Here is a 21097-nt window from a genome sequence, read left to right on the forward strand (position 1 = left end):
GGCCAGTCGTTCGAAGGCATCGTTTTTCCTCAGCAAGGCCCTCTGTCGGTCAGGCACTCCATCGAGAAAGGCAAAGGCATTGGCACGTGCAACTGCAGTCAGACGTTCGCACGCACTCGCCTTCGCCTTCGCCAGCGCGCTTGCGGCAGCATGGTCCTGGAGTGCACAAGCTGCAGCGCCGGCGCCGCAGCTTTTCAAGGAACGCTGGATAGCCGGTAACTTGGCGCAGGAACCGGTGGTGCAGGTTCAGGCGCTCGACGACGATACTTTCGTTATTCGCCAGTCCATCAAGACGAACTTCGAGGCGCCTTTTCTTTACCTGATGTTCGGGCGCGACAAGGCACTGTTGATTGATACGGGGGCGCAAGGCGGCCAGATCAGGCCCGTGGTCGACCGACTGGTCGCCGAATGGTTGTTGGCAAAGCATCGCAGCAGCATTCCGCTGGTCGTTGCGCATAGCCACAGCCATGGCGATCACATCGCAGGCGACGGGGCGTTCCGGGATCGGCCGGAGACGGTCGTGGTCGGATTGAAGGCGGGGAACGTGGCCGAATTTTTCGGAGTGGCGAACTGGCCGGATGGAATCGCGACCTTCGATCTGGGTGGTCGCCCGCTCAAGATCATTCCGACGCCGGGCCACCAGAAGGCTGCGATCGCTGTCTACGATCCCCGTCTGCAGATCCTTTTGTCAGGCGACACGATCTATCCCGGCAGGCTCTATGTACCGGTCAATTTCCTGGCAGAGGAGCGCGCGAGCGTTGACAGGCTTGCCGCATTCGCCGCCAGCCATCCCATCCGTGCCCTGCTGGGTGCGCATATCGAGATGACCGTGCAGCCAGGTCGCGACTATGCGCATGAGGTACTCTCACACGCGGCGGAACATGTCCTGGAACTGCCGGTTGGGACAATCGGCGAATTGCAGGAAGGCCTCAAGGCCGATCTGGACGTGCCCGATCAGCCTCAGGTCCACGACAATTTCATCATCTATCCCGTCCCCGCGCGCACGGAATGAAAGTTGCACATTCTCACAGGATTTTCTTGCACGCCGAGGCTTCGGCCTCGTTGATGGGATCGCCGGCTGCCTAGCCTTGTCGCTGATGCTCTAAGTTTTCGTGGATTTCCGTGTCATCCGGCACGAGACCGGGAGATTGGAAGTGAGCCGCAGCATGCGCAGGCGATCAGGCTTCGACGATGTCCACGACGTCGCCTTGGCGGGTGAAAGGAACCTGGCGCAGGACTTTCGTGCGGTAGTCGGGCGTAAGCACTGTATCGACGGCCACGAAAGTCGCCATGCCGCTTTCGCGACCGAATTCCACGCGGACGTAGCCTTGGTGCATGTTATCGGTCCAGTCGACTTCCGGAATATGCTCGGCATATGCCTTGTCGAGCGCCATTGCGGTCCCATTGTCGAAGCCGCTCGACACGAAGTCGCCCGGTGATGAAATGCCTGCGGTTCCGAATTCGATCCCTGCCGGGCGGCCGTCTTCGTCGGCCAGCCGATTGACCCAGAAACTGTGGCTGTCTCCGGACAGGAAGACCAGATCGCCGGCCCCGGCGCGGCGCGAAAGCCCGTAAAGACGTTCGCGCGCCCACGGGTAACCGCCCCAGGCGTCCGTATAGTCCGGAAGGTTGTACTTGCCTTTCCAGGCCAACGCGACGGCCGGGTCGGCTGCGAGCCTGGCGAAATCTTCGGCGGTCTTTGCGAGTGCCAGTCGAGGCGCTGGATCGGGCACGATGCCGAGGGCAGCCACGTCCGGCACTTCGACCCGGCCGATCACCATTGGGCAGCCGACGATCCGCCATGGCCGACCCTCTCGAACCGAGTCCGACAGCGCCGCCTCGAGATCCTGTTCCAGCAGGGGCGACAGGATCGGTCGGTCGGGGGCGCCGAGCACGTCCTTGCGGAATCGCTCCGCCGAGGCCTGATCGACTATGTCCCTGGCATGATCGGTATATTCGATCTGCCTGGCGCGCGCGGTGTGCCGGGTTTCCAGGGTGTGCAGCAGGGCGAGGTCGCCGAAGTCATAGCGGCGCCAGAATTGCATGCGCTTGCGTCCCGGAGCCGAAAGCCATTCCGGTTCACGCACGGGCATCCATTCGAAATAGGCCTGGATCGATGCGGCGCGGCGCGTGTTCCAGTCGCCTTCGGTGTCAGGTTGGTGGTTCTGCGCGCCGCCGGTCCAAGGGTTGTTAGCGCTTTCGTGGTCGTCCCAGCAGGCCAGGAGCGTATGATTGGCATGCATCGCCTGCGAACCCGCATCGGTCTTGTACTGTGCGTGGCGCATCCGGTAATCCGCGAGCGAGACGATCTCGTGCAATGGGGCCTGCACCCGGCCGATCGCCTGCGCGACATCCGCCCCCCAACCGTCCTTGCCGCCATATTCGTAGATGTAGTCGCCGGTGTGGAGGACGAAATCGACATTGCTGTCGCGGGCGATGGCGTCATAGGCATTGAAAAACCCGAAGGCGTAGTTCGAGCATGAAGCCAGGGCGATGCCCAGCCGCTCCAGTCGACCTTGCGGAAGGGTTCGCGCGCGGCCGACAGGCGAAAGGGCATCGCCGAGCCGGAAGCGATAGTAGTGGATGCTTCCCGGCGAGAGACCGTCGGCCAGGACCTTGACCGTGTGGTCACGGCTCGCATCGGTGCGGAAAGCGCCGGTTCCGACCAGCTTTGCGAAGTCCGGCGTGTCGCTGAGTTCCCACGTCACCTCCACCGGTCCGGCAGCGGTCACGCGCGTCCACAGCACCACGCCGGTGGCATCGGGATCTCCGCTCGCCACCCCGTGCCGAAAGGTGGGGTTGCTCGAGACCTCATGGGCGCGAAGGAGTGCTGGCTGGCCCAGCAAGGCCGCGGTGCCGGCAATCCCCGCGAGCAGGGCGCGCCGGGATACGCAGGCCTGGCTGATCTGGCGTTTCATTGTCCCTCGTTCCTCAGAAGTCAGCGGTAACGGTGAAGATCGCCGTACGCGGTGCGCCGATCCATGCGTAGCCGCCGGAAATGCCGCCGAGATAGCGCTCGTCGGTAAGATTGTTGACGGTGAGCGCGAATTCGAGATCCTTGAGGATGTCGCTGAGTCCTTCGCCCTTTACGCTGATGTTGAGGTCGGTGAGGAAATAGTTCTGCGCCACCAGGCTGTTGCCGGAGTCGGCGAACCGGTCGCCGGTGTACTTGCCGGTCAGACCTGCGGTGACGGGGCCGTATGTGTAGGAGCCGGAAAGGACCCACATGTGGCGCGGAATTCCGGCGACGCGATTGCCGGCCAGCCCGTTCAGCATGGCGATAGTCGCGTCGTCCTCGGTGGTGCCGGTGTCGAGGTCACTGATCGAACGGTACTTCGCATCGATGTAGGTATAGGCGCCGTAGAGATTGAGACCTTCGAACGGCGTCACGTTGGCAAGCAGTTCGAAGCCTTCAGAGTCGATGCCGCCAGCGTTGAAGAACTTGCCGTCACCTTCGCCGAGGTAGTCGTTGCCGGCCGAGGAACTGTTCGAGACGAAGAGGACCTGGTTGGAGAACTTGGCCTTGAACCATGTGGCCGATCCGCGGAACCAGCTGCTCTGGTAGCGCAGGCCCGCTTCCCAGTTCTCGGAAGTTTCCGGCTTGAGTTGGGACAGGTCGGCATCGCCGAATTCGAGCACCGCGTCGGTCAGCGCCTTGAAGTTCTCTGCGTAGCCGGCGAACAGGTCGAGTCCGGTCATCGGTTCGATCTGCACGCCGCCGGAGAGCAGCACGTCGGACTTCGACTTGAACCTGGTGTCGGGCGTGTCGCCGAAGAGGTCGACCCGGTCGATGTGATTGATGAACTGCTTGGCGCCGAAATTGGCCGTTACCGGTCCGAACTGCACCGTATCCTGCGCATACCACTTGAAGGTGTCCTGCGGATACTTGCGGCTGTACTGGGTCCAGTAGGGTGTCGCCTCGTATGCGGGACCGACCTGCGTATCGATGACATTGTGCCAGTCGCGCCATTCCTGGCGATGCGTGTCCTCGTACCACAGACCGCCACGCAATGTGTTCTCGAGGGTGCCGAGTTGCCATTTCCATGCCGCATCGCCGGTGAAGCCCAGACGGTCCTTGCGGTAGTGCGTATGGCGATAGGACTGCGCGCCGATTGCCCCTGCCGGATAGCATGCAGGGTCGTAGCTTGCGTCGGTCGTGCCGCCGTAAGGATAAGTCAGCGAGCCGGTGCATCCGGAGGTCGGGGTGAGCGAAACTCCGTTGGCATCGACGAAATATATCGTGCCCAGCGGCGAACCGCCGTTGGCGGTGCCGATGCCCGAAAGTTCGCTTTCCGGATTGCCCGCGCCGTCTGCGGTAACGTCGACCACGTATTGCGGCACCCAGTCGCCGCGTCCGGCCATGTCGTGATAATAGGCCGAAACACGCAGGTCCAGGCTGTCGGCGATGGTCGTTTCCGCCTTCAGATAGCCCAGGAAGTTCTTGCGCAGCGTCGACCATGCGCGGCGATAGGCTTGATCCTGATAGGGGACGCCGGTCCAGTTGGTGGTCAGGCCATCGGTGCTCGGGATATCGACGTATTGGTCGGGAAAGAAGAGCTGGTCGTAGTTGTCTTCGTGGGCGTCGTCGTAGCTGGCATAGCCGGTGATCCTGACCGGGGCATCGATGATGAACTTGCCCGCGAAGTTATCGCGATGATTCTGTGCCGAGCCGCCGATCCAGTCCGTCGCCTCCTGATGCGAATAGGAGAACCAGGCCTTGGCCGCGCCGTTGAGGAAAAGGCCCGTGTCGACTCGGCCGTAATAGCGGCTGGCCTCGAAATCGCCGACTGAACCGGATAGCCGCACGCGCATTTCATCGAGCGGATCCGAGGTCACGAAGTTGAGTGTGCCGCCCAGCGCCTCGTTCGAAAGCGAGCCAATGTCGGCCGTTCCCTGCGAAACCTCGACGGTCGCGATATTCATGGTGTCGATGAAGCGATTGGCCTTGGCGCCGCCGCCGTAGTTCGATCCGCCATTGGGCAATCCGTCGATCGTGATGCCGACCTGCTGTTGGTCGAGATTGGTCTGGAAACCGCGGATGGAGACGGTCGTCGACCAGTCGTCGAAACCGAAGGCGTCGCCTTCCTGCACCTGGACGCCCGGCAAGGTATCGACCAGATCGAGCACCGATGCGAGCGGCGGTTGTTCCGCGATCATCTGTTCGGTCAGCATGGAGTTGTTGTAGGTCGTGCGCGTACCCGTGACGACAATGGCCTCGGCATCGACATTCTCAGCTTCGGCGGCCTCGTCGGCTTGTGCTGGCGAGGCTGCGGCGATTACCGCAAGGCTCGCGCCAAGTATGCTCATGTGACGAACGGTCTGGAATCGCATTTCTGTGCCCCCTAAGAAACTTGCTTGCGGGGCATGTGGTCGAGTTTGTTTACAGGCCGCAGTCAGTTTGCGGGCGGTTCCGTGTCAGATATGTGTCCCGGATGTGTCGGAAGGCCAAAGGAACCTTGAGGAACCGGGCACATCTACGGGCATCGGAATGCCGGTCTTCGCCTTCATCGAGCAGTCGCCTTGGGCCGATGACGACCTGCAGGATCCTGGACGCGGCGTCATCTTGGATGGCGCCGGGCGAGTGCGATTCCGGCAAGGTTCTGCTCCCGCTTGATCCAGCGGATCCGGCCGGGGCGAACCTCGTGCGCCAGGGCCAGGAATATTGAGACATGCCTGTGTGGGGCAATCTCTCCGCGCATTGCCAGATTGGCCTTATGCACCACTTCCCGGGCATCGCCGATCAGTTCCACGTCGGTCAGGCCCATGGCACGTGATACTTCCAGCGCCTGAACAAGGGCCAGCCATTCGGCATCGCCATTCGAGCCATGTCCCATGTCCTCGAACAGATGCGTCTTGCCGCGAACCACCACGGCCGCCTCCATCCGACCGGGATTCGGGCGGCTTCCACCGTCGAAAAACACCTTGACCCTGCGCCGTGCCATGCCCGCTTCCCTCAAGTTCTCTGCAAAGGTACTAGGCTAACCCCCACCTTGAGGAAATCCCGTGCTTCCTGATCAGGCGCGCGCTCGAACCCATCCTGTCGACCGGTAGTAAAAAACATTCGTGCATGTTTTTTGGAAAATCTTGATTCCGATCAAGTCGATTGGATCGTGCGCGCATTAGGGCTGCTTCGGCGAGATGGGAGAACGTCGATGGACACCGCATTCGAGATGGCGCTTTACGAAGGCATGGCCGGGGAGAAAGCCCGCAAGGGGCCACCGGATGGCTTTCCACGTCTGCCGTTGATTCCAGCCGCGCGCTACACCGATCCGGCCTTTCTTGCGCTGGAGAGGAAATTTCTGTGGCAGAACGTGTGGCTCTATGCCCTGCACGTCGACGAACTGCCGGAGCCGGGCGATTATCGCTTGTGGGACAGGACGGGCTCGCCGATCGTGATCGTCCGCGGCAAGGATGGCGCTATCCGTGCCTTCTACAACAGCTGCAGCCACCGCGGCGCCCCGCTGGTTGAAAAGGTCCAGGGCGCGACGCAAGGTTTCTTCTGCCGCTACCACGGCTGGACCTATGACCTTGCCGGCAATCTCAATTCCGTGCGCGAACTGCGCGATTTTCCTCAGTTCGATAGGTCGTGCCACGGCCTCAGGAAAGTGCGCTGCGAAACCTGGGGGAACTGGGTCTTCGTCAACGAGAATCCCGATGCCGAGCCGCTCGATCGGTTTCTCGGCGGGATTGTCGACGACTGGGCGAATCTGGGCGTCGAACATCTGCGCCACATCCAGTCGGACAGTTTCGTCATCGACTGTCAGGTCAAGGTGCTGATCGACGCTTTCCTCGAAACCTACCACCTCAAGTCTATCCATCCCAATACCGTGGATCGTTTCCTCGACAGCCGCTCCTCGTTCATGAACCTGTGGGAGCGTGGCCATTCCATGATGACGACGGCGCACCGCGATCCCGAATGGCGAGATCCCGGGGCGCGGGGCATGCCGCAGATCGAAGGGGCCGAGGACATTTTCGAGCAGAATCCGTCCTACAACATCTTCCCGAACCTGGTGACGCCGCCCTCGAGGACCGGAATGCCATTCCTGACCTTCTGGCCACGGGACGATCGCTCGATGGTGGTCGACGTACACTGGTTCGGTCCGGAAGGATCGCAGGGGCACGAGATGTGGCCGACCCGCATCTCCAACCTGGGTCGCATCCTTGAGGAAGACACGCAGTTTGCGCCATCGATCCAGAAGTCGGTCGAGGCAAAGGGGTTCGAGGGCCTGAACCTGTCCTATCAGGAGCGGCGCATCTACGCCTGGCACATGGAACTGGACCGCCTGATCGGCGATGCCTTGCCCGAGCAACTGCGGCTGGAACCCGTGCTCGCCCCCTGGATCGAAAGCCATTGAGGAACGCTGCCATGGTCACAACCTATCGCGAATTGCTCGATGCCGACAGCCGCAGTGCGCCCGAGGTCTTGCGGGCCGATCAGCGCGGGGATTTCGGCCACGCGCCGATCTGCGCAAAGCGTTACATCGATCAGGCCTTCTTCGACTGCGAGGTTCAGATGATGTGGTCCAGGGTCTGGCAAATGGCCTGCCGGGAAGAGGACATTCCCGAGGTAGGCGACGTCCACGTCTATGACATCATCGAGCGGTCGGTGCTGGTAGTGCGCAGCGCGCCCGATCGGATCGAAGCGTTCCCCAATTCATGCCTGCACCGTGGCCGCAAGCTGATGGATGAAAGCGGTCGCGTGGAAACGATGCGCTGCGGATTCCACGGCTGGAGCTGGAACCTCGACGGATCGATCCGCTCGGTGCCGTGCCGGCAGGAATTCGCCGGACTTTCTGATGCCGACCTGCATTTGCCGCAGATCCGCGTCGGTCGCTGGGGCGGCTTCGTCTTCATCAATTTCGACAGGGATGGGCCCTCGCTCGAGGATTACCTTGGCGTGGTGCCCCGACACTTCGAACGCTGGAGGCTGGAAGACCGCTGGAAGGCCGTTCATGTGGCTCGGGTCATCCCCTGCAACTGGAAAGTGGCGCAGGAAGCTTTCATGGAGAGCTATCACGTCATTGCCACGCACCCCCAGATCCTGCCCTTCTTCTCGGACGTGGGATCGCAATACGACGTCTACGGTCCGCACGTGAACCGCAACCTTGCCGCCTTCGGTGAACCTAGCCCGCATCTGCCTGAAAGGCCGGGAAACGATGAGGTGATAGGTGGCATGTTAGGCTTGTGGGGGCGCAAAATGCCGGAGAATCTCGCTGCCGAGGCAGTGCCCGCGCGCGAGTTCCTGGGCGAAGCCGCACGCAGCAGCATCGTCCGGGCGACCGGGGGCGACCTCGAAAAGGCCACCGATGCCGAGATGCTCGACGCGATCGTCTACAACGTGTTTCCCAACTTTGCGCCCTGGGGCGGCTTTGCGCCCAATATCGTCTATCGCTGGAGGCCAAATGGCCGTGCTGTCGACAGCTGCATCATGGAAGTCATGATCCTCAAGCCCGTAAAGGAGGGTGAGGCGAGGCCTCGCGGTGTGCCGGTGCACTGGCTTGGAGAGGACGAACCATGGTCCAATGCAACCGAATTGCCGGCACTGGGGCCGGTGATCGATCAGGACATGGCAAACATGCCTCAGGTGCAGACAGGCCTCAAGGCATCGCTTGCCGGCACGGTGCAACTCGCCGGTTACATGGAAAGCCGCATCCGGCACTTCCACGAGACACTCGATGCGTATCTTGAAGGACGCTTGCCGGCGTGAATCAGCCTTCGCTCCGGCGTGGAAAGGCAGAAGCTTTTCAAAAAAGGCGCAAGCACGATTTTCCCGTGCTTGCGCTGCGTCGCGAAAGGATTTGGCGCCGCAGATACCATATTCTGCTATGAAAGCAGGAAAGGGTTCCTGCGCAAGGTTTGTGGTTCGGCGCCTTATCTCTGGCGCGTGCAATCGAGAGGGATCAATGCCATGGCTGATATCGATACGGCGAAGAAGAAGCTTGAGGCGCGGCTCGCGGAGTTGAACGCCCGGTTCGTCCACTTGCAGGACGACTTGGCAGAACCGCTGGATCCCGATTTTGCCGAAGCGGCCGTTGAACGTGAGGACGATGCATCGCTTGAAGGTCAGGCCGCATTGGTGAGTAGCGAACTGGGTTCGGTGAACCGGGCACTCGATCGTATTGCCAATGGCACCTATGGCCTATGCGTCAAATGCAGTGGCCAAATTTCACCAGAGCGCCTGTCGGCAAGGCCCGAAGCGGCGCTTTGCATCACTTGTGCCAAAGAGGTCAGCTAGAAGCTTTCGGCCGCTCGCCTGACTGCCATGATAGCGCTATTTTCAAGGCTGGTCATAAGGACTTTCAGATTGCGTCCCGGCCCCTCATGCAGGTGAGAAGAAGGGAAAAGGGGCGCGCAATTTCGCCAAGCTTGTCTCGCCCCAACCTGAGGAAAATGGCCGATCCGCCACCTGGATCTCAAGTTGCCCGCTCTCATCTCAGACAAGTTTCGCTACTTGCGCGTTAGTGCATTGCTATTTGGTAGCGCTACCTTTAGCGTCATGCAAAATGACATATGGGAGAGTGCGAATGATTCGTCTGATGCGCCTGACATCCAACCTGCCTTTGACCCGGCCTATCCTGTCCTCTCTTGTCGCCTGCGGGATTGCTGCCAGCTTTACCATTACAGAACCGGCCCTGGCGCAGTCCGACAAGATGGTGTCCATCGCAACGCCTGCCCAAGGTGATGCCATCAGACTGGACACCGGCAAACTTCCCGGCGCAACGATCGCGGAATCCTGGCACAGTCAATACAACAGCGTCTTTGCGCGCAATGTCACGCAAGCCACGCTTACGCCCTTCCTGCCCGATCCAGCCAAAGCAAACGGTACGGCAGTAATCGTCGCCCCAGGCGGCGGCTTCCGTACGCTGTCGATGGAAAATGAAGGATGGGATGTTGCGCGCGCGCTTGCAGCCAAAGGCGTTGCCGCATTCGTGCTGAAGTATCGCCTTAACCAGACTCCGCCCAGTCTTGCCGACTTCGAACGTTCTTCGGCCGACATGAGCGCACCTCGCGGACCGGCGCCGCGCCCGGCGCTGGAGGGCATGATGGCCAACCTTGGTCCGCAGATCGCCGATGCACGCGCCGCCTTCGCGCTTGTCCGCAAGCGCTCCAAGGAATGGCATGTCGACCCCGATCGCATCGGCATGGTCGGCTTTTCCGCCGGCGCCATGTTGACGATGGCTACGACTCTGGCAGGACAGGATGCGAAGCCCGCTTTCATCGGCAACATCTACGGCCCTCTGGCCCCAGCTACGGTACCGGCCGACGCGCCCCCCATGTTCGTGGCCCTTGCCGCCGACGACCCGTTGTTCGGCAATAGCGGTTTCGGTCTGATCGAAAGCTGGCGGGCAGCGAAGCGGCCGGTCGAGTTTCACCTTTTCGAACAGGGTGGACATGGTTTCGGCATGTATCAGAAGCCGACCACCAGCACGGGCTGGTTCGATGAATTCACCAGCTGGATGGGGATGCACGGCCTCCTGAAGCCGACCCACTAAGCCAGCCACAGTTTCTTGCGGGAAACGCGGCCGGGCCGCATCGATCGAGAGCCGACTTGCGCCTCTCGGCTCGATCAACTGTGCCTGAGATTAACCTGAGGAGATAGGGATGAAGAGGATTGCAAGTGCCTTGCTGGCCACCGCGACCATTATGGCCGGTCCGGTTGCCACCCAGGGTCAGACGCTGAGGGTTACGCCTGCACAAACTCTCGAGGCGCAGGGCATTACGGTTATCGTCGATCAGAACGAGTTCAGCCCGATCTTCTTCGATGAAAAGAATGCGGGAATTCAGATCGTCTTGCATGGCGAGCGGATCGCCACGGACGGCGCGGTGCGTCTCGATGCGACTCCGGAACAATGGGCTCCGGTACCTGCCTTTCTAGGCAGGACATTGGGTGCATCTCCGAATCAGGTCCTCGTGCGCTCGGAATACAAGGACGTGAATCTCGGCTACAGCGTCAAGGTCACCGCCGAAGGGGACGGCTTTCGCATAGCCGTCGATCTCGACAAGCCACTGCCGCCAAGCCTTGCGGGCAAGGCAGGCTTCAATCTGGACTTCCTGCCCACCGCCTACTTCGGCAAGACTTTCATGATGGGACAGGACCCGGGCCTCTTCCCGCGGCACCCCACCGGACCCATGGCAAAGGACGGCTCTGGCGATCCCCTTCCACTTGCAGAAGGGGCCAATGCCATCACGCTGTCACCGGAAGATCCGATGACGCGGGTCTCGATCACCTCGGATACGGCGCCGCTCAAGCTCTACGATGCCCGCAACCGGGCCCAGAACGGTTGGTTCGTGGTGCGCTCGCTAATTCCGGCAGGGGCCAAGGAGAATGCCATTGTCTGGCATGTCCGGCCCAACGTGGTGAAGGACTGGGTGCGTCAGCCGGTCGTTTCCTTCAACCAGGCTGGCTATACTCCGGGGCGGCCCAAGGTTGCGCTGATCGAGCTCGATCCCAACTTCAAGGCACCTGCTGAAGCCGAACTGGTCAAGCTGTCGCCCGATGGCAGCAAGGTGCCGGTGCTGCGTGCCAAGACGCAATCGCGCGGGCGCTGGATGCGCTATAACTATGCCGCCTTCGATTTCTCAAGCGTGCGCGAACCGGGGGTCTACGCGATCTCCTATGCCGGTCAGACGACAAATCCCTTCCGCATCTCGGCCGATGCCTACGATCGCATCTGGCAGACCTCGCTCGATACATTCCTTGCCGAGCAGATGGATCATATGGGTATTCGTGAGCAATATCGCGTATGGTCATCGCCTTCCCACCTCGACGATGCCCGGCAGGCTCCGCCGAACATTGTGCATTTCGACGGTTACAAGATGGGTCCCGAACTGGATTCGCCGTTCAAGGCGGGAGAACATATTCCCGGCCTTGCCGTTGGCGGTTGGCAGGATGCCGGAGACTATGACATCCAGACGCCCCAGAACGCATCCGTGGTTAGAGACCTGGTTTGGGCACGCGAACTCTTCGGGCTCGATTGGGACGAGACGAGTGTCGACGAGAAGGCGCGCGCGGTAGAGATCCGTAAGCCGGATGGCATCGAGGATTCGATCCAGCAGATCCGCCACGGCACCTTGCAGTTGCTTGCTCAGTACAAGGTATTCGGGCACGCCATTGTCGGCATCATCGATCCGACCCTGCGCCAATATGCGCATCTCGGCGATGCCGGATCGCAGACGGACGGTCTGGTCTACGATGCCAGTCTGGATCCGACTGAGCGTAAGGGCGCCGCATCCGGAGCGCAGGATGATCGTTGGGCCTTCACGACCGACTTGCCGGCCAACAACCTGATCGTCGCCGCGGCCCTGGCGGGCTCAAGCCGAGCGCTAGCTGATAGTGATCCGGCGATGGCGGGCGAGGCGCTGGCGGCAGCGAAAGCCCTTTGGGCCAAGCAGCAGACCGGAGATATCAAGCCGGGTGATGGACGCGACGATTCATCTTCGCCCCGTTCAGCACAAGCGGCCAATGTCGCGGCCACGGTAGAGCTTCTGATCACGACAAGAGGAGAGAAGGTCTACGCAGACCGGCTTCGGCAACTGCTCCCCGTAATCCAGCAGAACTTCGAATGGCTTGGGGACGCTGCCGTGCGAGCCATTCCTTTTATGGATGCCGGCTATCGCAAGCACTTGGTGCCGTCAGTGCGCAAGATGAAGGCCAAGGTCGACGCCGATTTGGTGGATAATCCGTTCGGTGTGCCGATCAGTAAAGGTTCATGGGCAGGTTCCAACCAGGTCGTAAGCTTTGGCACGACCATGTACCTGCTCCATCGGCATTTCCCCGAGATTGTCGGAACCGACTACACGCTTTCGGCGATCGACTATGTCCTGGGACGGCACCCGGCCAACAATCTGTCGCTTGTCTCAACCGTCGGCACGGCCTCAAAGCTGATAGGCTATGGCCACAATCGCGCGGACTACAGCTTCATTCCCGGTGGACTCGTGCCCGGGGTGTTGATCGTGAAGCCCGATTTTCCCGAAGCGAAGACAGATTGGCCGTTCCTTTGGTTCGAGAACGAATACACGGTTAGCACAACTTCCGCATATATTCTCGCGGCGCGGGCTGCCATGGCTGCAGCAGCGGAGGCAAGATGACCACGCCGGTACGCCGAAATTTCCATTGATTGATGCGTGAAGCAAGACGACCGGTGCAATGAGGCAGTCCTGCCCGAGCCGAAGGGTGGCGCAAGGCGCTGCACGGTCCGGGCAGGACAAACCTGAATTGTCGACTCTGGGACAATTCAGGTCGTCGAAACTACCCTGCGAAACTTATTGCGTGTCACCCATGTGGGTTTCGCTCGGCGCGATTTCGCCGTTGTCGTCGATTTTGTTGGCAGCTTCCTCGCCTTGTTCCTCGACACGGTCGGCCTTGTTCTCGAGCGCTTCTTCCTGGGCTTCACTGGTCGCGTTATCGGCCATTTCGTCCAGCTGGTCCGCGCGGTTCTCCGCCGCATCCTCGACGTTGTCGGCCTTCTCGCTCTGACAAGCAGCCAGAGCCAGCAATGCGGCCGGTCCTGCCAGATAGATAAACTTCTTCATCATAAGTCTCCCGACGATCAGCGCTACGTGCTCGCCATTGTTGTTTGCAGCAGGACGAGCCGTCAGCTCAGGACCCACATTTCAGAAGTCGCCGCCACTCATCGCGTCTTGCAAGGGGAGGTGACGACGACCTGAACACACAACAGGTAATGATCGGAAAAGTTCCGATCTTGCATTTCTCAGAATAAATGGACACTTTTGAACAGAGTGACTTTGACCGTGTAAATCCCGATTTTTGGCGGAGCCGATTCCCGATCCGGTAACTTCGGCTCAACCTGTTTTAAGACCGTGTTGTCGCGCTGTCGCAATCTAGATTATTTCTGATTTGGTTGCCGGATTTTGCGCGTTGCGAGGGAAGGGCACGGCTCCGGGGACGAGGATCCCTTCGGCCTCAAAGGCGCGCAGGACCCGCAGGTTGACGTCGGATTCGAACGCCTTCTCGAAGCGGGTATCGAGAACATAGGCCTTCAGGCGCAAGCGCACGCCAACCAGATAGTCCGATACCCATTGGGTAACGAGCACCGTTACCGGTTTGGCAAGGAACACGAAGCGGCTCGACAACGCCGCTTCATTGACGATCTCGTATGCGCGGTCGATGTCCTGGCCGGGGGCGATGTAGAAATCCATCACCACCTGCATGTCGAGCGCGCCATAATTGCCCGACGAGGTGATCTCGCTCAGGAACTTGCTGTTGGGGATCGTGATGGTGTTGTCGTCGAGCGTCTGCATCCGGACGGAGCGCAGGCCGATCGCGGTGATGTCGCCGTACTCGCCGCCGAAGGAAACTCGGTCGCCCACCTGGAACGGGCGATCCAGCATGACGATCACGCCGGCGATGAAGGAGGCGACCAAGTCTTTCATCGCGAAGCCGACAGCGACCGCGATGGTTCCGCCGATGACGGCAAGGGTCGTCTCATCGAACCGGAACGAGAGCAGCAGGACGAGGACTGTCGTTGCCACATAGACGACGAACTGGCCTAGCGTGTTGATTTTCTGCAGGGTCAGGCGGCGCGAGGTGAATTCGCTGCTGAAGGCGGAAACGAAACGCGAAAGCAGGCGCAACAGGGCCCAGGCGCCACCGATCACGAACAGCGAGGTGATCGCGCCGCTCCATCGCACGATATCCGCCAGCTTGCTGATCGTATCGGCGTCGAACTCTGCCTGTGCATGGGCCGCGCTGACCGGCGCGACCATGCCGCCGAAAAGACACAGGAGCCGTCCCAGGTGTCTCGACATTTTCATTTGATCCCTCGCACCGTCAGATTCTGTCGCAAGAGCAGGCGCGTTGCTTCCATCCACCAGTGCAGGGTGATCTGGTAGAATCCTGCAACGGGCGCGATGACGCCCAGGAGTTGCAGGCTCCTGAGGGCGTCGGTGACAATCGACGTTGATAGGTCGGTGCTCGCCCGGATCGATGGAACATCTGCCATGTCCATGCGCATGATCGCACGCAGGACGAACAGCGTGGGCAGCGGCAGGGCCGCCAGCCGGTCCACGGCCGGGGCATCGAACGTGCGCACGACGACTTTCTGGTCAAGGCCGTCGACGAACAGCGACTGCCTCCAATAGTCGAGTGCGATGGCCGGATTTCCATTCACGTACTCGGCAAGCCGGTCGAAGTAGCCGCGCTTCTTGCGCTCTTCGACGGTCAGGTCCTCGCCAAGCTCGAAGACGCCATCGTCGATCATGGCGGAAAAGTCAGGCTGCAGTCCGACTTGCGCGGTGCGTCGCTCGATCAGCGCCCGCAAGTCTGCAGACGACCAGTGCGGCAAGCGGATCACGGCATCGAAAAGGACGCGATCGACCCGGGCGCGCTGCAGGAAGCTCCATGCATCCTCGCCGATGGTGAAGGCCCAGCGGCAGCTGATGCCGCTCGAACGGGCCATGGCGATCAGGGTGTCGATAGCGGCAAGCCCGCCGATCGCGGGCATGACCAGCCGCTGCAGGTCGTCGACGGTGATCAGGCAGGGAGCGTCTTCGCGTGCCAGCCAGTCCGATAGTTCATCGGGATCGGAAGAGATCAGTCCGGTGCCGAGGGCTGCGTGCAGATCGTGCAGGAGCGCTCCCAGATCGGGCGAGCCGACGGACAACCGCACGACCTTTCCACGGTCTGCGTATTGCTCGGATATATCGCGCAGGAACGACGACTTGCCCAGCCCTCGCTCTCCAACGACGAGGGTGACGGTGCCGGGCATCAGCTCGGGCAGGGCGATGCCGCCTGGCCGATCCGTTCCGGTGCGAAATTCGATCGGCAGGCGATGGGGATCCAGGCACTCGAGAACTTCGGGCGAGGGGCGGTGGAAACGCCCGCTTGCCTTGTCTTGGGCCACCTGCCGCGCGGCCTGAACGCGGGCGCGTTGCTCGAACAGTTCGCGAACCAGCGCCAGGTCCCGCATGCGCCGGGCGATGATCGAGCGCAGGCCGCGCAGCAGCAGCAGGGCGCCTGCTGCGAGGCGCCCCAGCAGGCCGGTAAGCCCACCCGGGTCGCGCGAGACCCAGTTCAGCAGTGAACTGTCCCGCGCTTCGGCCTGTGCGAGGGCGACTATGCGGGCCCGCCACCAGTTCGCCAGCAGGACAAGGATCGCCGGCACGAGCAGCAGGGAGAGCGTGAAGACCCAGTTGTACATCGCGCCCTTGCCGACGCTGGCGCTGGTCAGGTTGAGCAGCAGCCCCACAGCGAGCAGGCTTCCGGCTATCAGCCTCAGCGAATTCCATCGCAGCGTGGCGCGAGGATCGTCCCGACCGCGACCGCGTGCGAGCTGATCGACGAGATTGACGACAAGCACGGTCGTGAGCGACCAGAACAGGACGATCCAGATGAAGGAGAGCCCCGGTATCAAGAGCCCTTCGGGCAAAAGCCACCAGACAAGAATGGTCAGAGCCAGCCAGTCGAGCGGCTTGCGCACGCGGCGCCAATACTCGAAGAAACCGGCCTGCAGGCTGCTTGCAAGCGTGCGGGGGCGCTTGGCCTGCGCTTCGGCCTGAGCGCGCCGCAGCATCGGGTCGCCGTTCCGGCGCCACCAGTTGAAGACGAGGACAATCGCCAGGAGACGCAGCAATGCCAGTACGAACCCAGGCGTCGGGCGCTGAAACGGTTGCGCGACCAGCTCCATGGTATTGCGCCATGATTGCAGGTTGAAGCGCAGTTCGAGCACGATCTCTGCGATTTCCCTGCGAACCTGAGCGACACCTTCCGTGCCGAAGCCGGTTACCTGCGCGCGCTTCGCAGGACTGAGGGAGGGCAGAAGCGCGAGTCGTTCGCCATTGAGCAGGACCATGGCATCATGGAGCGCACGGCGCTTTGCCCACAGTTCCTCGCCGTAGGAGGCGTGAAGCTGCGCTGCGGCGTGCGCCAATTCGGTCTTCTGCGTGCGAAGCTGCCGGGTTGCCGGCGAGTCCTGTGGGAGTGCAGGGTCGAGCGATCCGGGCTTCAGTGCGCGGTCGTACCCGTTTTCGCTGATGTCGAGAGCCTTGCTCAGTTCTTTCCTGATCCGGCTGAGGTCCGTCACGAGTTCGGCATAGATGGCATCGGCCTGCTGCTCGCGGCCCAACCCCTCGTCTTCCAGTTCCTGGATGCGGCGGCGCCAGCTCAGGGCGGATTCCAGGATGGCGTCCGGTTCGGCTTTCGACCTGGCCAGCTGCGCGCGGAATTCGGCCTGAACGCTTTTTGTCTGCAGCAGCCGCGCCTGTTCATTGGCGATGAGACGCTCCTGCTCGCTCGCGGCATTGAGAGCCGCTCTGGCTGCATCGCTGAGCTGCGACTTGGCGACGTCGAGCAGGGCATCCGCGCTGGCTATCTCGTCCGCCGTGCCCGAACTGACGCCCGATGCAGCTTCAAGCTGGGCCAGCGTCGCGGGCTGCAATTGCAGCACTTCCGACTTGGCCGCGGCAACCTGCTTGCGCAGCCACGCAATCCTCGCATCGACCGGAGCGTCGGCAGCCGGTTCGGGGCCGGGAGAGGGCACCTTGCCCGTCAGCGTATCGAGCCGCCGGCTGTCGATCCCTCCGTTGCTGTTACTGAGCAGTCCAAGTTCGAGGACGGCAGATGGCGCGGGCTTACCCGCCAGGAAATCCTGAAGGCCCTGCATTTCGCGTTGCAGGCGTGCCAGTTCCTGCGCTGCCGCCTCACTGGTCTTCTGCTTGGCGCGGTAGCTGTCGAAGGTCTTGCGGTGCGCTTCGAGCTGGCGTTCACGCTCCGATTGCGGCTGGCGCAGGAAGGCGGCTTGTGCCAGCGCAAGCTTCGCCTGATCGTCCGTGAGGTTGGCGAGGCGCGAAGGGTCGGCCTTGGCCTGCGCGTAGAAGGAATCGTCCGTCACCAGCCGGGCAACTGCGCGGGCGCCGGCTGCATTGCTGCTGGTGAGAGAGAAGGAGAATAGGTCGGCGGCCTCGACGTCGGGATCGAGCTGTCCGGCCATCAAGTCCCGGATCTGTTGCGCCTGGCCTGCAGCGCGAGACAGTTCCTGCTGCCCGGTGATGCTTGCAGTCTGCGCCTGCTGCCCAGTAGCCAATCCGGGAAGGAGGGTGAGACAGGCCGCAAGGCCGATCAGGCATAGCTTGATAAGTCGCAGCACCATGTCAGCCCCGGCTCCGCATCCCCCCTGCTGAGCGCAATAATCTATCCGATCCGCCGCGAAATTGCATGTCGCGCAGCGGGCGAGGAATCCAGCCAATCGTGCTTAGCAAAGGTCCGGAAAATAGCAAAATTCGAGCCGGGCTGACTTGATCAGGCGGTTATCGGGCCTGGACGACGGTTCAAGCTTTCCGCCGTTGTTCTCGGCCCAATCGCTTTGCCGCGCGTGATACACGCCACATACCAACGGTGCTTCCCGGCCGATATCTTATGCTATTTATCCGCCCGCGAGTCCCGCAGCATGGAGGAGAGACCATGGCAACCTATACGCTGAGATATTCGGATGACGGTCGAGGGCTGGACAAGAAGATCGAGTTTCAGGCCGAAGATGCCAGCGGCGCATTGATAGTGGCCTATTCGGAAGCTCCTCACCGTAATGCAGAACTGTGGGAAGGCGCGCGCAAGCTCTGCACGATCCGCCGCGATACCGGGCAGGTCTGGCGCATCGGCGCCTGACGGCGCGCCTTGTTTTTCCAGAAGCGATAAGGTCTCGCCGAGCGCGGGAGCCGCAGTCATGCGTCTTTGCCCAAGTGGTTTTGCCGAGGGCGGCGGCGGTCCATGCCCCCGCCCCCGCCCTGATCGATCGACGTCAGCACAACCCGCGCGGTTCTCGCCCAATCTCAAGCGGGCTTCCTAAGCGAAGTACCGGAGGCCTATGCGCTTGCGCCGGGGCATGGACGAAGTGGAGACAAGAGCGTGAGCACCTGCCCGAAACGAAGCGGCGACAGCGAAATGGCCGAGGGTCAGGCGAGCCCCAAGGCCGAGGCCTTGGGCAAGGATCTGCATCTCGGCCTGCAACTGTGCCGTGCCAATACGCTATCGCTTACCCGATTGCAGCTTGCGCTCAAGAGCGGTGACAGGCGCAGTACGCTCGAGGCCATCGACAGGCTCCATGCGCTCGATACGCAGATCAGCCAGCTCGTGCGGCGGTTGCCGGGCCATGCCAACGACGATCCGGACATGCAGGCGCTGTCGCGCCACGTCGATGAGCAGAACATGGCGATTGCCTTCGAGAAACTCGCTCTGGTGAGCGCGGTGAGCGGGCCCAACCTCGTATCGCGCCACCCTGCGTGGAATGGCGGGCGCGAAACGGCGGAAGATTTGCCCGACCTGCCCGAACTCGGCCAGCGGATGCCGGATCTGCCCGATCACCTGATCGTTGCCGACGAACTGCCCTATCGCAAATGGCTGGGCATCCTGCTGGGCCTGCTTGTCTTCATGGCGATCGCCTTCGCAGCCGTCTTCGCGCTGACGGGCTAAGGCGCAGCGCGAAGACCCACGCAGGATCAGCTGTCGGCCTGGACGGGCTGCGCCATCAGCTGTTCGGCAATGCGATTGGCCACCTGTGAGGTAGGCAGGTGAAGTTCGCCAGCCTGTTCCAGGACGTCTGCCGTGCGCGGCCCGATCTGCATGACGCGGGCGCGGACCTGATTTTCGTCCTCGTGGAGGTATTCCGCCGATACATTGATGATTCCACCGGCATTGACGACGTAGTCGGGCGCGTACGTGACATCCATGGCCAGCAGGCGACCGGCGATATGCGGGGCGGCAAGCTGGTTGTTCGCAGCGCCGCAGATCACCTTGGCCTTGAGTACGTCGAGCGCGGCATCGTTGAGTGCCCCGCCAAGCGCGCAGGGCGCGAAGACTTGTGCATCCACCCCGGCGATCTCCTCGACCGAGGCCACCTTGGCCCCGAGTTTGTCGGCCAGCGCGGCGGCGCGTTCCACGACGATATCCGCCACGACAAGCTTTGCGCCCGTCTTCGAGAGCATATGGCACAATTCGGCACCGACGCTACCCAGTCCCTGAACCGCAACGGTCATGCCGGATAGCGAGGTGCCATAGGCGAACAAGGCGGCTGCCTTCATACCCTCGAACACGCCCAGTGCGGTCCAGGGTGAGGGGTCGCCGCCAGCGAAGCCCGGCCTTGCGCTGCGACCGGCAACGTGGCTGGTGTGAAGCGCGGCGAATTCCATGTCCTCGACGCCGGTGCCGACGTCCTCGGCGGTGACGTAGCGCCCGCCCAGCTTCTCGACTTCGCGTCCGAACGCCTCGAACAGCGCACGGCGGTCGAAATCCCCGTCCGGGCGCCGCAGTACGGACTTGCCCCCGCCGAACGGCAGTTCGGCCATGGCGTTCTTGTAGCTCATGCCCTCGGCAAGACGGGCGGCATCGGCGAGCATAGTCTGCGCATCGGGATAAGTCCAGAGGCGGCAACCACCGGCTGCAGGACCGCGTGCGGTGGAATGAATGGCGATCACGCCGTCGAGGCGCGCAGCCTCGTCGATCAGGCGGATGTATTCCACAGGCGGCAATTCGTGGCTGGCAGCGGCAGTCATCTCTCAAGGCTCCGGTTGGTGTCGTCCCGATTATCGCGCAGGTGAGGAGGGAATTCTCGCCTCATTGGAGCTTGGCTGCTATCAATATGGGAAGGACGCACCCGAATTTTGAGGATATCAGGTCAAAATGATCGAACTTGATGCCTATGAGAAAAAGATTCTCCGCGAACTTCAGCGTGACGCGAATCAAACGACAGCCGAGATTGCCGAACGTGTGGGCTTGTCCGCATCCCCTTGTTGGCGGCGGATTGACCGGCTTGAACGTGAAGGCGTGATCAAGCGGCGGGTGGCCCTTGTCGACCGCGAGAAGGTGGGCCTCAATGCCCACGTCTTCGTGCAGGTCAAGCTGACGGCGCATGGCCGCGCCAACCTCGACGAATTCGCCAGCAAGATCCGCGAGTTTCCGGAAGTGCTCGACTGTTATGTCCTGATGGGCGCGGTCGATTTCATGATCCGCGTCGTGGCCAAGGACATCAATGCCTACGAGCGTTTCTTCTTCGAGGAACTCTCGCAGCTTCCCGGGGTGCAGGAAGTGATCTCCACTGTCGCACTCTCGCAGATCAAGTCCACGACCGAATTGCCCATCTGACCGGAT

At 61.7% G+C, this 21097-nt stretch carries 16 protein-coding genes; 9 read left to right on the forward strand and 7 right to left on the reverse strand.

The features are described from left to right. Nucleotides 1–79: 79 nt before the first annotated feature. Nucleotides 80–1012 (forward strand): MBL fold metallo-hydrolase, encoded by a 933-nt coding sequence (locus J3474_RS09035; RefSeq protein WP_207093869.1) that lies wholly within the window; start codon nt 80–82, stop codon nt 1010–1012. A 166-nt stretch (nt 1013–1178) separates the two neighbouring features. On the opposite strand, the gene J3474_RS09040 is transcribed toward J3474_RS09035, so the two are convergent. From J3474_RS09040 to J3474_RS09050, 3 genes are all read right to left on the reverse strand, one after another. Then, nucleotides 1179–2918 carry an alkaline phosphatase gene (locus J3474_RS09040; RefSeq protein ID WP_207093870.1) on the reverse strand — a complete coding sequence of 580 codons (1740 nt, stop codon included), beginning with the start codon at nt 2916–2918 and terminating at the stop codon, nt 1179–1181. A 13-nt stretch (nt 2919–2931) separates the two neighbouring features. Further along, nucleotides 2932–5307: a TonB-dependent receptor domain-containing protein gene (locus tag J3474_RS09045; protein WP_242528296.1), complete on the reverse strand. Its 2376-nt coding sequence runs from the start codon at nt 5305–5307 to the stop codon at nt 2932–2934. Between the two features lie 251 nt (nt 5308–5558). Next, entirely contained in the window at nt 5559–5942 is a 384-nt protein-coding gene (locus J3474_RS09050; RefSeq protein WP_207093872.1) for a ribonuclease HI, read from the reverse strand. Nucleotides 5943–6152: 210 nt separating this feature from the next. Between J3474_RS09050 and J3474_RS09055 the strand changes: the two genes are divergently transcribed. The 5 genes from J3474_RS09055 (at nt 6153) to J3474_RS09075 (ending at nt 13089) form a co-directional block, all read left to right on the forward strand. After that, entirely contained in the window at nt 6153–7355 is a 1203-nt protein-coding gene (locus J3474_RS09055; RefSeq protein WP_051009925.1) for an aromatic ring-hydroxylating dioxygenase subunit alpha, read from the forward strand. An 11-nt stretch (nt 7356–7366) separates the two neighbouring features. Beyond that, entirely contained in the window at nt 7367–8707 is a 1341-nt protein-coding gene (locus J3474_RS09060; protein WP_207093873.1) for an SRPBCC family protein, read from the forward strand. 18 nt (nt 8708–8725) lie between these two features. Beyond that, nucleotides 8726–9235: a TraR/DksA family transcriptional regulator gene (locus J3474_RS22685; RefSeq protein ID WP_242528297.1), complete on the forward strand. Its 510-nt coding sequence runs from the start codon at nt 8726–8728 to the stop codon at nt 9233–9235. Nucleotides 9236–9524: 289 nt separating this feature from the next. Next, nucleotides 9525–10493, forward strand: coding sequence for an alpha/beta hydrolase (locus J3474_RS09070; protein WP_242528298.1), 969 nt, complete (start codon nt 9525–9527; stop codon nt 10491–10493). 109 nt (nt 10494–10602) lie between these two features. Further along, nucleotides 10603–13089 (forward strand): glycoside hydrolase family 9 protein, encoded by a 2487-nt coding sequence (locus J3474_RS09075; RefSeq protein ID WP_207093874.1) that lies wholly within the window; start codon nt 10603–10605, stop codon nt 13087–13089. A gap of 174 nt (nt 13090–13263) precedes the next feature. Here the strand turns inward: J3474_RS09075 and J3474_RS09080 are convergent, their stop codons facing one another. The 3 genes from J3474_RS09080 to J3474_RS09090 all read right to left on the reverse strand — a co-directional run bounded on the left by J3474_RS09080 (nt 13264) and on the right by J3474_RS09090 (nt 18107). Then, the gene (locus J3474_RS09080) at nt 13264–13533 is read right to left on the reverse strand and encodes a hypothetical protein (protein WP_013836425.1); all 270 of its coding nucleotides are present in this window, start codon (nt 13531–13533) and stop codon (nt 13264–13266) included. 309 nt (nt 13534–13842) lie between these two features. Then, nucleotides 13843–14769, reverse strand: coding sequence for a mechanosensitive ion channel family protein (locus tag J3474_RS09085; RefSeq protein WP_207093875.1), 927 nt, complete (start codon nt 14767–14769; stop codon nt 13843–13845). 2 nt (nt 14770–14771) lie between these two features. Beyond that, nucleotides 14772–18107, reverse strand: a complete 3336-nt coding sequence (locus J3474_RS09090) for a hypothetical protein (RefSeq protein WP_242528299.1) — start codon at nt 18105–18107, stop codon at nt 14772–14774. 311 nt (nt 18108–18418) lie between these two features. On the opposite strand from J3474_RS09090, the gene J3474_RS09095 reads away from it, so the two are divergent. Then, the gene (locus tag J3474_RS09095; RefSeq protein WP_148274788.1) at nt 18419–18619 is read left to right on the forward strand and encodes a hypothetical protein; all 201 of its coding nucleotides are present in this window, start codon (nt 18419–18421) and stop codon (nt 18617–18619) included. Nucleotides 18620–18859: 240 nt separating this feature from the next. Then, the gene (locus J3474_RS09100; protein WP_207093876.1) at nt 18860–19423 is read left to right on the forward strand and encodes a hypothetical protein; all 564 of its coding nucleotides are present in this window, start codon (nt 18860–18862) and stop codon (nt 19421–19423) included. 26 nt (nt 19424–19449) lie between these two features. Here the strand turns inward: J3474_RS09100 and J3474_RS09105 are convergent, their stop codons facing one another. After that, entirely contained in the window at nt 19450–20502 is a 1053-nt protein-coding gene (locus J3474_RS09105) for a Glu/Leu/Phe/Val dehydrogenase (RefSeq protein ID WP_207093877.1), read from the reverse strand. Nucleotides 20503–20629: 127 nt separating this feature from the next. Here J3474_RS09105 and J3474_RS09110 point away from each other — a divergent pair, with 127 nt between their 5' ends. Continuing rightward, nucleotides 20630–21091, forward strand: coding sequence for an Lrp/AsnC family transcriptional regulator (locus J3474_RS09110; RefSeq protein WP_013836418.1), 462 nt, complete (start codon nt 20630–20632; stop codon nt 21089–21091). Nucleotides 21092–21097 lie beyond the last annotated feature (6 nt).

It is taken from the genome of Novosphingobium sp. PY1 (assembly GCF_017312445.1).
Classification (GTDB): Bacteria; Pseudomonadota; Alphaproteobacteria; order Sphingomonadales; family Sphingomonadaceae; genus Novosphingobium.